This window comes from Streptomyces roseochromogenus subsp. oscitans DS 12.976 (genome assembly GCF_000497445.1).
Taxonomy (GTDB): Bacteria; Actinomycetota; Actinomycetes; order Streptomycetales; family Streptomycetaceae; genus Streptomyces; species Streptomyces oscitans.
In genome coordinates, this window is the sequence record NZ_CM002285.1 from 3163472 (window position 1) to 3175689 (window position 12218).

At 70.8% G+C, this 12218-nt stretch carries 15 protein-coding genes, 1 tRNA gene and 1 pseudogene; 8 read left to right on the top strand and 9 right to left on the bottom strand.

The features are described 5' to 3' along the window. The 5 genes and pseudogenes from M878_RS47800 to M878_RS63370 all read right to left on the bottom strand — a co-directional run. Positions 1-230, bottom strand: a pseudogene (locus tag M878_RS47800) (HD-GYP domain-containing protein); the annotation flags it as partial. Between the two features lie 117 nt (positions 231-347). Then, positions 348-650 carry a mycothiol system anti-sigma-R factor gene (rsrA, locus tag M878_RS63355; protein WP_023546880.1) on the bottom strand — a complete coding sequence of 101 codons (303 nt, stop codon included), beginning with the start codon at positions 648-650 and terminating at the stop codon, positions 348-350. After that, positions 647-1342, bottom strand: coding sequence for an RNA polymerase sigma factor SigR (gene sigR, locus M878_RS63360; protein WP_023546881.1), 696 nt, complete (start codon positions 1340-1342; stop codon positions 647-649). The genes rsrA and sigR overlap by 4 nt, the downstream gene beginning before the upstream one ends. 310 nt (positions 1343-1652) lie before the next feature. After that, positions 1653-2279 carry an alpha/beta hydrolase family protein gene (locus M878_RS63365; RefSeq protein WP_023546882.1) on the bottom strand — a complete coding sequence of 209 codons (627 nt, stop codon included), beginning with the start codon at positions 2277-2279 and terminating at the stop codon, positions 1653-1655. A 1-nt stretch (position 2280) separates the two neighbouring features. Then, complete coding sequence (locus M878_RS63370) at positions 2281-3096, bottom strand: SOS response-associated peptidase (RefSeq protein ID WP_031224894.1); 816 nt, start codon at positions 3094-3096, stop codon at positions 2281-2283. Positions 3097-3145: 49 nt separating this feature from the next. On the opposite strand from M878_RS63370, the gene M878_RS63375 reads away from it, so the two are divergent. The 5 genes from M878_RS63375 to M878_RS000000101820 all read left to right on the top strand — a co-directional run bounded on the left by M878_RS63375 (position 3146) and on the right by M878_RS000000101820 (position 7213). Continuing rightward, positions 3146-3868: a M50 family metallopeptidase gene (locus M878_RS63375; protein WP_023546884.1), complete on the top strand. Its 723-nt coding sequence runs from the start codon at positions 3146-3148 to the stop codon at positions 3866-3868. Between the two features lie 102 nt (positions 3869-3970). Beyond that, on the top strand, positions 3971-5287 hold the full coding sequence (aroA, locus tag M878_RS63380) for a 3-phosphoshikimate 1-carboxyvinyltransferase (protein ID WP_031224895.1): 1317 nt from the start codon (positions 3971-3973) through the stop codon (positions 5285-5287). Between the two features lie 9 nt (positions 5288-5296). Next, positions 5297-6307, top strand: coding sequence for a ribosome small subunit-dependent GTPase A (gene rsgA, locus M878_RS63385; protein WP_023546886.1), 1011 nt, complete (start codon positions 5297-5299; stop codon positions 6305-6307). An 87-nt stretch (positions 6308-6394) separates the two neighbouring features. Then, positions 6395-6718 carry a DMT family transporter gene (locus M878_RS63390; RefSeq protein WP_023546887.1) on the top strand — a complete coding sequence of 108 codons (324 nt, stop codon included), beginning with the start codon at positions 6395-6397 and terminating at the stop codon, positions 6716-6718. 141 nt (positions 6719-6859) lie between these two features. Then, positions 6860-7213, top strand: coding sequence for a hypothetical protein (locus M878_RS000000101820; RefSeq protein WP_158692688.1), 354 nt, complete (start codon positions 6860-6862; stop codon positions 7211-7213). On the opposite strand, the gene M878_RS63400 is transcribed toward M878_RS000000101820, so the two are convergent. Continuing rightward, positions 7201-7812: a TetR/AcrR family transcriptional regulator gene (locus M878_RS63400; protein WP_023546889.1), complete on the bottom strand. Its 612-nt coding sequence runs from the start codon at positions 7810-7812 to the stop codon at positions 7201-7203. The genes M878_RS000000101820 and M878_RS63400 overlap by 13 nt on opposite strands. Positions 7813-7993: 181 nt before the next feature. Here M878_RS63400 and hisN point away from each other — a divergent pair, with 181 nt between their 5' ends. Together hisN and M878_RS63410 are read left to right on the top strand one after the other, a co-directional pair. Then, positions 7994-8794, top strand: coding sequence for a histidinol-phosphatase (gene hisN / locus M878_RS63405; RefSeq protein WP_031224897.1), 801 nt, complete (start codon positions 7994-7996; stop codon positions 8792-8794). A gap of 161 nt (positions 8795-8955) precedes the next feature. Continuing rightward, positions 8956-9351, top strand: a complete 396-nt coding sequence (locus M878_RS63410; protein WP_023546891.1) for a CBS domain-containing protein — start codon at positions 8956-8958, stop codon at positions 9349-9351. A gap of 126 nt (positions 9352-9477) precedes the next feature. Here M878_RS63410 and M878_RS63415 read toward each other — a convergent pair whose 3' ends face one another. After that, positions 9478-10947 carry a catalase gene (locus tag M878_RS63415; RefSeq protein ID WP_023546892.1) on the bottom strand — a complete coding sequence of 490 codons (1470 nt, stop codon included), beginning with the start codon at positions 10945-10947 and terminating at the stop codon, positions 9478-9480. Between the two features lie 138 nt (positions 10948-11085). Here M878_RS63415 and M878_RS63420 point away from each other — a divergent pair, with 138 nt between their 5' ends. Continuing rightward, positions 11086-11502, top strand: a complete 417-nt coding sequence (locus M878_RS63420; RefSeq protein WP_031224898.1) for a Fur family transcriptional regulator — start codon at positions 11086-11088, stop codon at positions 11500-11502. 131 nt (positions 11503-11633) lie between these two features. Here M878_RS63420 and M878_RS63425 read toward each other — a convergent pair. Then, a tRNA-Met gene (locus M878_RS63425) sits at positions 11634-11707 on the bottom strand. 161 nt (positions 11708-11868) lie between these two features. Then, positions 11869-12218: SEL1-like repeat protein (locus M878_RS63430; RefSeq protein ID WP_023546894.1), on the bottom strand; the 350-nt coding region annotated here is incomplete at its 5' end.

A 12218-nucleotide genomic window follows, 5' to 3' on the forward strand; every position in this document is an offset into this window, starting at 1 on the left:
ACGAGCGCGGCGGCCGGCGGGGGCAGCAGGAACGCCCCGGCGAGCAGGACGGGGTAGAAGGTGCCGCCGAAGCGGCGGCGTACGACGTGCTCGCAACCGGCGTAGAGCGCCGAGAGCAGGCTGAGCGCCCACCAGGGGGTGCGGATCGTCGGCAGCGGCAGCAGACAGAACAGCGCCAGCAGGGCGACGACGGCCACGAAGCCGCGTGCCCGCGCCGAATCCGCCTCCATCGCCCGTCCCTCCCCGACCATGCCTGTCCGGGCTCGGAGCCTAGGGCGGGAATCGGGGATGCAGGGCTTATGACCTGAGGATTAGCACGTTCGGGTGACGGGGTGGTGACCCGGTGCTCAGCCGTCCTGCGGGGTGGCGGTGATGTCGTGCTCCGGCACGGCCTGACCGGAACGGATCAGGTCGATCCGCCCCATGACCTTGGCCCGCAGGTCCGCGGGCACGTCGTCATGCCCGCAGCACCGCTTGACCAGCTTCTTCACGGCCTGCTCCAGGCCGTACTTCTCCAGGCACGGAGAGCATTCCTCGAAGTGGTGCCGGAACTTGTCCCGGTCGATGTCCGGCATCTCGCTGTCGAGGAACTCGTACAGATGGTCGAGTACCTCACTGCAGTCCGTCTCGTGCGGCTCTCCGCAGCTCATGAGCCCGAGCCTTTCGCTTCGTTCGACTCTCCGGCGCCCGCCGGGACCAGCCCGCGGTCACGGGCGTAGTCCTCCAGCATGCCGCGCAGCTGACGGCGGCCTCGGTGCAGCCGGGACATCACCGTACCGATGGGGGTCCCCATGATGTCCGCGATCTCCTTGTACGCAAAGCCCTCCACGTCCGCGAGATAGACGGCGATGCGGAACTCCTCGGGGATCGCCTGCAGCGCTTCCTTGACGTCCGAGTCGGGCAGGTGGTCGAGCGCCTGCGACTCGGCGGAGCGCAGACCCGTCGACATGTGCGACTCGGCGCGGGCGAGCTGCCAGTCCTCGATCTCCTCCGCGGCGGAGCGCTGGGGCTCGCGCTGCTTCTTGCGGTAGGAGTTGATGAAGGTGTTGGTGAGGATCCGGTACAGCCACGCCTTGAGGTTGGTGCCCTCGCGGAACTGGTGGAAGGACGCGTACGCCTTCGCGTAGGTCTCCTGCACCAGGTCCTCGGCGTCGGCCGGGTTGCGCGTCATGCGCAGCGCGGCCGAGTACATCTGGTCGAGGAATTCGAGCGCGTCCCGCTCGAAGCGCGCACTGCGCTCCGCGGTCGACTCGGCTGCCGCCTCCGCGCTCACGCCCTGGCCCTCGGGCTGCTCCGCCTGGCCGTTGTCGGTCCCTGCGTCGGTACCGGTGACCGGACCCACCTCCTCAAGATCCCGGGCAGGACCGAGACCGGCCCCACTCGATTCGGAGGATAGAACACGACCTGTGCCTGCCGCCCCTCGAATATGAGCGGTCCTGGCCGCGTGCAGCACCGTCCAGTCCAGGTCGGTACGGCTGCTGCGGGAATCGAGAGAGGCCGCGCGCAGCGCGTCGCTGGAAGGGCGGTGGTGGGCGACGGGCGGGCAGATGGTCGAACCCATGCGGCGGACTTCCTCTCCTACGACGTCGGTGCCGAGGCCTCAGCACTTCTGTCCGCCACAACAGTGGTCCGGCGCGGAGCATTCCCGGCCGTCACCCGAGTGACGCCAGCCACTCCGCGACGCTCTCGGTGATGATCTCCAGGGCCCGCTCCTGAGTGATCCCGGCGCGCTTGGGGACCGCGAAGCCATGGTCCCCGTACGCCACCTCGACCAGCTCGTACGAGCCCTTGGGGAATTCCTCCGGCTTCCCGAAGGGGTCGTTGCCGCCCTGCACGACCAGCGTGGGCACCCCGGCCCCGAGCAGTTCCGCGGCGCGCGACTTCTCCGGCTTGCCCGGCGGGTGCAACGGGAAGCTCAGCGCGAGCACGGCGTGCGCGCCCAGCCCGGCCGCCGTACGGCAGGCGACCCGGGCCCCGGCGCTCCGCCCGCCGGAGACCACGGGCAGCTCCATCCCGGCCAGCGCGGGCCAGATGTCGCGCCACCCGGCGTCCAGGGTCTTCGGCGCGGGCGCGACCTTCTTGCCCGCGACCCGCCAGGGCTGCTCGACGAGGGCGACGGTGACGCCGTGCGCGGGGAGAGCGTGGGCGAGTGCCTGGAGGTCACGCGCCTCGACGCCTCCGCCGGCGCCGTGGCTCAGGGCGAGGACCAGCCCGGGATCCTCCGCCCGGTGCCAGGTGATGCGTGCGGTTCCTGCGTCGGTCTCGACAATCTCGATCACGCTAGAAGAGTGTGCCCTCTTCCGGGGCCGCAAGCTCCTTCAGCAGCTCCGGTCCGTTGTTGCGGACGTTGCTGACGGCCGTGGAGACCGGGTAGGCGCGCATCAAACCGGGCGGCGGCGGGGCCAGCAGCTCGCGCAGGTCGTCGGGGTCGGTGCGGCCCGGGTCGAGCCAGGCGTCCCAGCGGTCCGGGGTGAGCATCAGCGGCATGCGGGGGTGGATGTCGGCCAGGGCGTGCGGGCCCTCGGCGGGGGCCACGGCCAGCGGCGTCCTCTCGGCCTCCGTGGTGATCACCGAGCAGGTGGCCCACCAGGCCCGCGGGTGGTCGTCGGGCAGGGTCCGGTCGCGCCAGAACTCGTACAGACCGGCCATCGCGAACACCGAGCCGTCGGCCGGCAGCACGAAGTACGGCTGCTTGCGCGGCCGCTTCTTCTTGCCCTCGGCCTCCAGTTCGCGCTCGTCCTTGCCGGTGACCCACTCGTAGTAGCCGTCGGCGGGCAGGATGCAGCGCCGGGCGGCGAAGGCACGCCGGTAGGAGGGCTTCTCGTGCACCGTCTCGGCGCGCGCGTTGATCATCCGGGCGCCGCCCTCGGGCGTCTTGGCCCAGGACGGCACCAGTCCCCACTTCAGCTTGCGCAGCTGGCGAACCGGACGCGGGGAGTCCGCGTCTTTCAGGGGACGGTCCAGGACGGCGTAGACCTCCTTGGTCGGCGCCACGTTGTAGTCCGGCTCAAGGGTCTCTTCCGGCTCCCACTTCTCGATCTCAAAGACTCCTGCGAGATCCTCGGGCCTACGACTCGATGCATACCGTCCGCACATACGTGCCACACTGCCAGACTCCGCACGACGACAGGAGCCACTCGGACATATGGACAGCCTCGCCGCCACCTCGCTGACCGGCCTCTGGGACCGGCTCACCGGCACCCAGCCCGACCCGGCCCTGTGGGTGGTGCTCGCCACGCTGGCCGCCGCGCTCGCCGTCATCGTGCCGCACGGCCCGTGGCGGATATCGCGCAACGCGATCACCATCGCCCACGAGGGCGGCCACGGGCTGATCGCGCTGCTCACCGGCCGGCAGCTCACCGGTATCCGGCTGCACTCCGACACCAGCGGCCTCACGGTCAGCCGGGGCAAGCCGCACGGGCTGGGCATGATCCTGACAGCCGCCGCCGGATACACGGCGCCCTCGCTGCTGGGCCTCGGCGGCGCCGCGCTGCTGGCCACGGGCCGCATCACACTGCTGCTGTGGGTGGCGACGGCGCTGCTCGTGGTGATGCTGGTGATGATCCGCAACGCGTACGGCGTGCTGACCGTGGTGCTGACCGGGGGCGCCTTCCTGCTGGTGTCCTGGCTGGCGGGGCCCCAGGTGCAGGCGGCGTTCGCGTACGCGGTGGTGTGGTTCCTGCTGTTCGGCGGGGTACGGCCGCCGTTCGAGCTGCAGCTGAAGCGGTCCCGGGGTGGCGCGGGCGACTCGGACGCGGACCAGCTGTCGCGGCTCACGCACGTACCGGCGGGGCTGTGGCTGTTCCTGTTCCACGCGGTGACCCTGTCCTCGCTGATCGGCGGGGGCCGCTGGCTGCTGGAGCTGTGAGGGCAGACGGGCGCCGGCTCCCTGTCCTTGCCGCGTTTTCGTCGGGATTTCGGCGCTTTTGATCGAGATCTGCCGTGGTCCCCAGCCACTAAAGTGGGGCGCATGACCGTTAACCCCGCACACTCCGCCCTCTGGCCCGCCCCGCACGCGAGCGGAGCCGTCGACGCGACGGTCCACGTGCCCGGGTCCAAGTCGGTCACCAACCGCGCGCTGGTGCTGGCCGCCCTCGCCTCCGAGCCCGGCTGGCTGCGCCGCCCGCTGCGCTCCCGCGACACCCTGCTGATGGCCGGTGCCCTCAGGGCCATGGGCGTGGAGATCGAGGAAGGGGTCGGCCCCGACGGCACCGGCGAGGCCTGGCGGGTGCTGCCGACGGGCCTGCACGGCCCGGCCACGGTCGACGTCGGCAACGCCGGCACGGTGATGCGCTTCCTGCCGCCGGTGGCCGCGCTGGCCGACGGCCCCATCCGGTTCGACGGCGACCCGCGGTCGTACGAGCGCCCCCTGCACGGCGTGATCGACGCGCTGCGGCAGCTCGGCGCCCGGATCGACGACGACGGCCGGGGCGCGCTGCCGCTGACCGTGCACGGCGGCGGGGCCCTGGACGGCGGCCCGGTGTCGGTCGACGCGTCCTCGTCCTCCCAGTTCGTGTCGGCGCTGCTGCTGTCCGGCCCGCGCTTCAACCAGGGCGTCGAGGTCCGGCACACGGGCGCGACCCTGCCCTCCCTGCCGCACATCCGGATGACCGTCGACATGCTGCGCGCGGTCGGCGCCCAGGTGGACACCCCGGAGTCGGGCGGCGAGCCGAACGTGTGGCGGGTGACGCCGGGCGCGCTGCTCGGCCGGGACCTGACGATCGAGCCGGACCTGTCCAACGCCCAGCCGTTCCTGGCGGCGGCCCTGGTCACCGGCGGCAAGGTGCTGATCCCGGACTGGCCGGAGCGCACCACCCAGCCGGGTGACCGGCTGCGGGAGATCTTCACCGAGATGGGCGGCTCCTGCGAACTCACCGAGTTCGGGCTGGTGTTCACCGGTTCCGGCGCCATCCACGGCATCGACGTCGACCTGGGCGATGTCGGCGAGCTGACCCCGGGCATCGCGGCCGTCGCCGCCCTCGCGGACTCCCCCTCGACCCTGCGGGGCGTGTCCCATCTGCGGCTGCACGAGACGGACCGGCTGGCCGCGCTCACCAAGGAGATCAACGAACTCGGCGGTGATGTCACCGAGACCGCCGACGGCCTGCACATCCGCCCGCGCCGGCTGCACGGCGGCGTCTTCCACACCTACGAGGACCACCGCATGGCGACCGCCGGCGCGATCATCGGCCTGGCGGTCGAGGGCGTACAGATCGAGAACGTCGCGACGACGGCGAAGACCCTGCCGGACTTCCCCGAGCTGTGGACCGGGATGCTCGGGCAGTAGGGACACGCCATGCGCCGCTACGGCAAGCACACCGACGAGGACGACATCCGTACCCGTCCCAACCGCAAGGGCAACCGACCGCGTACGAACATCCGGCCCAAGCATGAGGACGCGGCCGAGGGCATGGTCCTCACGGTCGACCGTGGCCGGCTGACCTGCCTGGTCGAGGACCGGACCGTGCTGGCGATGAAGGCCCGCGAGCTGGGCCGCAAGGCGGCGGTGGTCGGAGACCGGGTGGCCCTGGTCGGCGATCTTTCCGGCAAGAAGGACACGCTGGCCCGGATCGTCCGGATCGAGGAGCGCACCTCGGTGCTGCGCCGTACGGCCGACGACGACGATCCGTTCGAGCGGGTGGTGGTGGCGAACGCGGACCAGCTGGCCATCGTCACCGCCCTGGCCGACCCGGAACCCCGCCCCCGCCTGATCGACCGCTGTCTGGTCGCCGCCTACGACGCCGGCCTGGAACCGCTGCTGGTGATGACCAAGTCGGACCTGGCCCCGCCGGAGAAGATGCTGGAGCTGTACGGCGACCTGGACATCCCGTATGTCGTCACCAGCCGGGACGAGTTGGAGAACGGGGACGCGGCGGACCGGGTACGCCTGCACCTGGACGGCCGGATCACCGCGTTCGTCGGCCACTCGGGCGTCGGCAAGACGACGCTGGTGAACGCGCTGGTTCCGGAGGACCGACGGCGTACGACGGGTCGTGTCAACGCGGTGACGGGCCGCGGCCGGCACACCACGACCTCGGCGCTCGCGCTGCCGCTCACCATGACGGACGGCTGGGTCATCGACACCCCGGGCGTCCGCTCCTTCGGCCTCGCGCACATCGACCCGTCCCGGGTCATCCACGCGTTTCCGGATCTGGAGCCGGGCACGGAGGGCTGCCCGCGCGCGTGCAGTCACGACGAGCCGGACTGCGCGCTGGACGCGTGGGTCGAGGAGGGGCATGCGGATCCGGCGCGGCTGTACTCGCTGCGCAGGCTGCTGGCCACGCGGGAACGCAAGGAGGGCGACTGAGCGCCTCCGCGTTGTTTGCCGGGGGTCCGGTCCGGTAAGTGCATAAACGCACCGAGCCGGAGATCCGGATCAACGGGAGGACAGCGCATGGCGTGGCTGCTGGTCATCGTGGCCGGGATTCTGGAGACCGGTTTCGCCGTGTGCCTCAAGCTCTCGCACGGGTTCACCCGGCTCTGGCCGACGGTCGCCTTCGCGTCGTTCGCCCTCGGCAGCTTCGGCCTGCTGACCCTGTCCCTGAAGAAACTCGACGTCGGCCCCGCGTACGCGGTTTGGACCGGCATCGGCGCCGCCGGCACCGCGATCTACGGCATGATCTTCCTCGGCGACCTGGTCTCCACCCTCAAGATCATCTCCATCAGCCTGGTCATCGTCGGGGTGATCGGGCTACAGCTTTCGGGGTCGGCGCACTAGGCGGGAGCTGCGGCGCCGTCAGCTTCGCAGTGCCGCTGCCGCTGCCGTTCCCGCTCCGGATCCGGCACGGGCCCGGCCTCGACCGTACGGCTCAGACGGACCACGGCCAGGTTCGGCCGCCATCGCCATGGCCATCATGGCGTGCTGCCGCATACCGCCGGAGAACTCGTGCGGGAACACCCGGGCGCGCAGCGGGGGTTCGGGTATGCCGACGGGGCCGAGCAGTCCGCGGCGCGGGCACGGGCGCGCGACGAAGCCTGCACCAAGGACCCCTCCTTCGAACTGAAGCCCCTCGACAACCACTTCTTCATGCCCCGTCAGAAGGGCCGCCAGGACACCTCCGGCGGATACGCCGGCTACGACCTCGCCAAGGCGAGGAGGCCATACTGGACGGCAACCTCCTCCAGGACTTCGGCCGGTCGGCTCCCCGAAGATCGTCGCGCTGCTGAAGCGGTAGGCCGGCGGCGAGGGCGCCGGATGGATCACACCTCCTGACGGGGGACGACCGCCCGGACCATCTCCGCCATGCCGCCGTCCGCCGCCGGCGGTGCCGCGACGCAGGACAGGGCGAGACGTACGACCAGTTCGCAGGGGCGGGTCAGCTCGGCGGTGCCGGCGGAGCCGGCGGTGGCGCCGGTCAGGACGGTGACCGCACGGTCCCGCACGATCCGTACGAAGTCGCGGGGTGTCGGCAGCGGCCCGTCCGCGCGGCGCTGCGCCGGCACCGAGGAGGCGGACGGCACGGCGGCGAGCGGCGGGGCGGGGAGCCGTTCGCTCCAGCAGCCGGTGAGCATGGCCCGTACCAGCGCGTTCTCCCGGGCGGCGGAGCTGGTCCACTCGACCACGGCCGTGAGCCGCTCCCGCGGCTCGCCCGGACCGGCGAGCGCCCGCTCGACCCCGGCCAGATAGCCGTCGGCCTCCCGCCGCACCAGCGCCCGGGCCAGCCCGTCCTTGCTGCCGAACTCGTTGTACAGAGTCTGCCGGGACACTCCGGCCGCCGCGGCCACGTCGACCATCCGCACCGCGGACCACGGCCGGCGCGCGAGGGCCGTATAGGCGGCGTCCAGCAGGGACTCCCGGGCAGCAGGCATCATCGCCTCCCTGGGCAGAGCGACTCTGCGCCCAGATTTGACGCGCCGGTATGCACTGTCAAGGGTTCCCGTACGCCGATCACCCGTATCTTGTACGCCGCCAGCAGCAGCGCACGACATCAGTCAGCGCGCCACCCCCGTCCCTAGTGGCTCCTGCACCCACCCGACAGATACCGTGCCCTACATGCCCGACTACCTCGACGACCTGCGCCTCGCCCACGTCCTCGCGGACGCCGCGGACGCCGCCACCATGGCCCGCTTCAAGGCCCTCGACCTGAAGGTCGAGACGAAGCCGGACATGACCCCGGTGAGCGAAGCGGACAAGGCAGCGGAAGAACTCATCCGCGGCCAGCTCCAGCGCGCCCGCCCGAGGGACGCGATCCTCGGTGAGGAGTACGGCGTCGAGGGCACCGGCCCCCGCCGCTGGGTGATCGACCCCATCGACGGCACCAAGAACTACGTCCGCGGCGTCCCCGTCTGGGCGACGCTCATCTCCCTGATGGAGGCGGGCGAGGACGGCTTCCAGCCCGTCGTGGGCCTCGTCGCCGCCCCCGCCCTCGGCCGCCGCTGGTGGGCCGCGAAGGGGTACGGCGCGTTCACCGGCCGCAGCCTGACCTCCGCGAACCGCATCCACGTCTCCCGCGTCGGCAAGCTCGCGGACGCCTCCTTCGCGTACTCCTCCCTCTCCGGCTGGGAGGAGCAGGGCCGTCTGGGCGGCTTCCTCGACCTCACCCGCCAGGTGTGGCGCACACGCGCGTACGGCGACTTCTGGCCGTACATGATGGTCGCCGAGGGCTCCGTGGACATCTGCGCGGAGCCGGAGCTGTCCCTCTGGGACATGGCGGCCAACGCGATCATCGTCACGGAGGCGGGCGGGACCTTCACCGGCATCGACGGCCGCCCGGGCCCGCACAGCGGCAACGCGGCGGCGTCCAACGGCCTGCTGCACGACGAGTTGCTGGGGTATCTCAACCCGCGTCACTGAGCGATACACCGAGCAACGCGCGTAACCCTGGCACGCCCTCAACTCACCACGCGCGCCCTCTTGTTGACTCGCCCTTTACCTGGCAGTCTGAATCCACCCCCACTTGTGAACTTGTGAATCCAGGAACTTACCCCTTGGATTCCTAGGAGGTGGCCCCACCCATGCTCGTACGTGACGCCATGAGCACGGTGATCCTCACCGTCGGTCCCGCCCACACCCTCCGCCAGGCAGCCGCCCTGATGTCCGCCCGCCGTATCGGCGCCGCCGTCGTCCTCGACCCGGACGCCGGCGGCATCGGCATTCTCACCGAACGCGACATCCTCAACTCCATCGGTCTGGGCCAGAACCCGGACACGGAACGCACCCACGCCCACACCACCACCGACGTCGTCTTCGCCGCCCCCACCTGGACCCTGGAGCAGGCCGCCCGCGCGATGGCCCACGGCGGCTTCCGGCACCTGGTCGTCCTCGACCGGGGCGAGGTCGCCGGCATCGTCTCGGTGCGCGACATCATCCGCTGCTGGGCCCCGGCCCGCGAACCGGCGGCGGCGCTCTGAGCAAGCGGAACGGGCCGGACCCCGAGCACCATGGGATCCGGCCCGCCCTGGGGACACCCCCAGGATCTTGAGGCACTTCAGGAGGCACGGGCAGCGCCGCCGACAGTGCCGGCCAGTGCTGCCGGCTCAGCCGCGCAGCGCCTGCACCGCCGCCTCCAGCCGCTTGCCGAAGTCGGCGTCGGCCTTGCGGAAGTTGCCGATCGCCCGCTCGACGATGTCCTCGCGCGAGACCGGCGCGATCGCACCCGCGAGGCCCGCGACCAGCCGCTCCTTCTCCTCCTCCGACATCAGCCGGTAGAGGTCGCCCGCCTGCACGAAGTCGTCGTCCTCGGCGTGCACCGGAGTGGCGTGGTTGCCCGTGAGTCCGTCGACGGAGGTGGGCTGCCACAGCGGCCGGCCGGTCTGCTGCGGCCCGCCGAAGCTGTTCGGCTCATAGTTCTTCGCGCCGCCGTGCCGGCCGTCGTAGAGGAAGCCGTCCCGCGAGTTCGTCCGCGCCTCGGTGGCGTGCGGACGGTTCACCGGCAGATGGTCGGCGTTGATGCCGACGCGGTAGCGGTGCGCGTCGCCGTACGCGAAGAGACGCCCCTGGAGCATCTTGTCGGGCGAGGGGCCGATCCCGGGCACGAAGTGCGCGGGCGAGAAGATCGACTGCTCGACCTCGGCGAAGATGTTCCGCGGGTTGCGGTTGAGCTCCAGCCTGCCGATCTCGAGGGGCGGGTAGTCCTCGTGCGGCCACACCTTGGTGAGGTCGAACGGGTTGAAGCGGTACATCGCCGCGTCGGCCGCCGGCATGATCTGCACCTGCACGGTCCAGCTCGGGAACTCACCGCGCTCGATGGCCTGCCGCAGATCCCGCTGGTGGGAGTCGGGGTCCTCACCGGCTATCCGGTTGGCCTCGGCCTGGGTGAGGTTCCTGATCCCCTGGTCGGTCTTGAAGTGGTACTTGACCCAGAAGACCTCGCCGGCCTCGTTGCTCCACTGGTAGGTGTGCGAGCCGTAGCCGTTCATGTGCCGGTACGACGCCGGGATGCCACGGTCGCCGAACAGCCAGGTCACCTGGTGGGTCGACTCGGGGCTGAGCCCCCAGAAGTCCCACACGCTGTCGGCCTCCTGGCTGCCGCTGTACGGGTCGCGCTTCTGGGTGTGGATGAAGTCCGGGAACTTGATCGCGTCCCGGATGAAGAACACCGGGGTGTTGTTGCCGACGAGGTCGTAGTTGCCCTCCTCGGTGTAGAACTTCAGCGCGAAGCCCCGTGGGTCACGGACGGCGTCCGCCGCGCCGAGATTGCCGGCCACCGTCGAGAAGCGCAAGAAGACCTCGGTCTCCTTGCCGACCTCGGAGAGGAAGGCGGCTCGGGTGTACGGCGTGACGTCGGCGGTGACGGTGAAGCTGCCGTAGGCACCCGCACCCCGCGCGTGCACGACCCGCTCCGGGATGCGCTCCCGGTTGAAGTGGGCGAGCTTCTCCAGCAGCAGCTGGTCCTGGACCAGGACCGGCCCGCCGACGCCCGCCGTCTCGCTGTTCTGGTTGTCGGCGACCGGAGCACCGGCCTCCGTGGTGAGCGGTCCCTGCGTCACGTGCGCCTCCTGCGTCATTACTGACTAGTCCTGTCCCAGTCCTGTCCTGTGGCTAAAGCCGTTTTCGATCCTACATTGGACTAGATCTAAGTCAAATAAGGATCCAATCTCACACCTATTCCCGTCCTGGTCCCCCTTGCTGTTAGGCTGGTAGCCATGAGCGACCTTCTGGAACGGCTGCGTGGACGCGGATGGCGGATGACCGCGCAGCGGCGCGTTGTGGCCGAGGTCCTCGACGGCGAACACGTCCATCTGACGGCCGACGAGGTCCATGCGCGGGCTGTCGCGAAGCTGCCCGAGATCTCCCGGGCGACCGTCTACAACACGCTGGGTGAGCTGGTCTCACTGGGCGAGGTCCTGGAAGTGGCGACGGACAAACGCGCCAAGCGCTACGACCCGAACGCGCACCGGCCGCACCATCACCTGGTCTGCGCCCGCTGCGGCGCGATCCGCGACGTCCACCCGACGGGCAACCCGCTCGCCGACCTCCCCGACACGGAGCGCTTCGGCTTCACGGTGTCGGACGTCGAGGTCACCTACCGGGGGCTGTGCCCGGACTGCGCAGGCGCGTGAGGCCGTGACCGGGTAATCGGGAGGGGGTGCAAGCCCCCTCTTTTTCATGCCCTGACACCTGTTTGCGCCCTGGCACCTGGAAACGACTGAGGGCCGGAATCCATCTCTGGATTCCGGCCCTCGGCCTTCAGTAGCGGGGACAGGATTTGAACCTGCGACCTCTGGGTTATGAGCCCAGCGAGCTACCGAGCTGCTCCACCCCGCGTCGGTGAACACGACATTACGCGAGGAAGGTCTGCGGAGGCAAATCAGTTACCGGCGACGTGGCCAGGGTCACTTGTTCCCAGACGAGACAGACGAGACAGGCGAGACAGGCGAGTGGGTGGGCGGGCAGGTGGGAAAAATCCACTGACGCCCAGCGCAGCGTCACGCCGACAGCTCCTCCCGCAGAGCGTCCCGCAGCCGCCCTGCCCGCTCCGACACCTCCGCCGGTCCCAGCGCGACCGCCCGGTCCGCCCACCGCTGCCCCTCAGCCAGCTCTCCCCGACGCGCGTAGACAAGGGCCAGCCGCAGCGCCGCTCGCCCGTGCCCGGCATCCGCGGCCCGCGTCCACCACACCGCCGCCTCCGGCTCGCTCCCCTCCCGCGCCAGCAGCAGCCCGAGATTGAAGGCGCCGTTGCGCGACCCGGCCTCCGCCGCCGCCCGGTACCACCGCGCCGCCTCGACCACGTCTCCCCGCGCCGCCGCGAGCATGCCGACCCGCACCTGCGCCCGCC

What these genes read in the sequence shown, in the direction of transcription:
- aroA (WP_031224895.1), top strand. Translation starts at nt 3,971, where the DNA reads ATGACCGTTAACCCCGCACACTCCGCCCTCTGGCCCGCCCCGCACGCG.
- M878_RS63410 (WP_023546891.1), top strand. Translation starts at nt 8,956, where the DNA reads ATGCTCGTACGTGACGCCATGAGCACGGTGATCCTCACCGTCGGTCCC.
- hisN (WP_031224897.1), top strand. Translation starts at nt 7,994, where the DNA reads ATGCCCGACTACCTCGACGACCTGCGCCTCGCCCACGTCCTCGCGGAC.
- M878_RS63415 (WP_023546892.1), bottom strand. Translation starts at nt 10,947, where the DNA reads ATGACGCAGGAGGCGCACGTGACGCAGGGACCGCTCACCACGGAGGCC.
- M878_RS63390 (WP_023546887.1), top strand. Translation starts at nt 6,395, where the DNA reads ATGGCGTGGCTGCTGGTCATCGTGGCCGGGATTCTGGAGACCGGTTTC.
- rsrA (WP_023546880.1), bottom strand. Translation starts at nt 650, where the DNA reads ATGAGCTGCGGAGAGCCGCACGAGACGGACTGCAGTGAGGTACTCGAC.
- M878_RS63400 (WP_023546889.1), bottom strand. Translation starts at nt 7,812, where the DNA reads ATGATGCCTGCTGCCCGGGAGTCCCTGCTGGACGCCGCCTATACGGCC.
- M878_RS63370 (WP_031224894.1), bottom strand. Translation starts at nt 3,096, where the DNA reads ATGTGCGGACGGTATGCATCGAGTCGTAGGCCCGAGGATCTCGCAGGA.
- M878_RS63420 (WP_031224898.1), top strand. Translation starts at nt 11,086, where the DNA reads ATGAGCGACCTTCTGGAACGGCTGCGTGGACGCGGATGGCGGATGACC.
- M878_RS63375 (WP_023546884.1), top strand. Translation starts at nt 3,146, where the DNA reads ATGGACAGCCTCGCCGCCACCTCGCTGACCGGCCTCTGGGACCGGCTC.
- rsgA (WP_023546886.1), top strand. Translation starts at nt 5,297, where the DNA reads ATGCGCCGCTACGGCAAGCACACCGACGAGGACGACATCCGTACCCGT.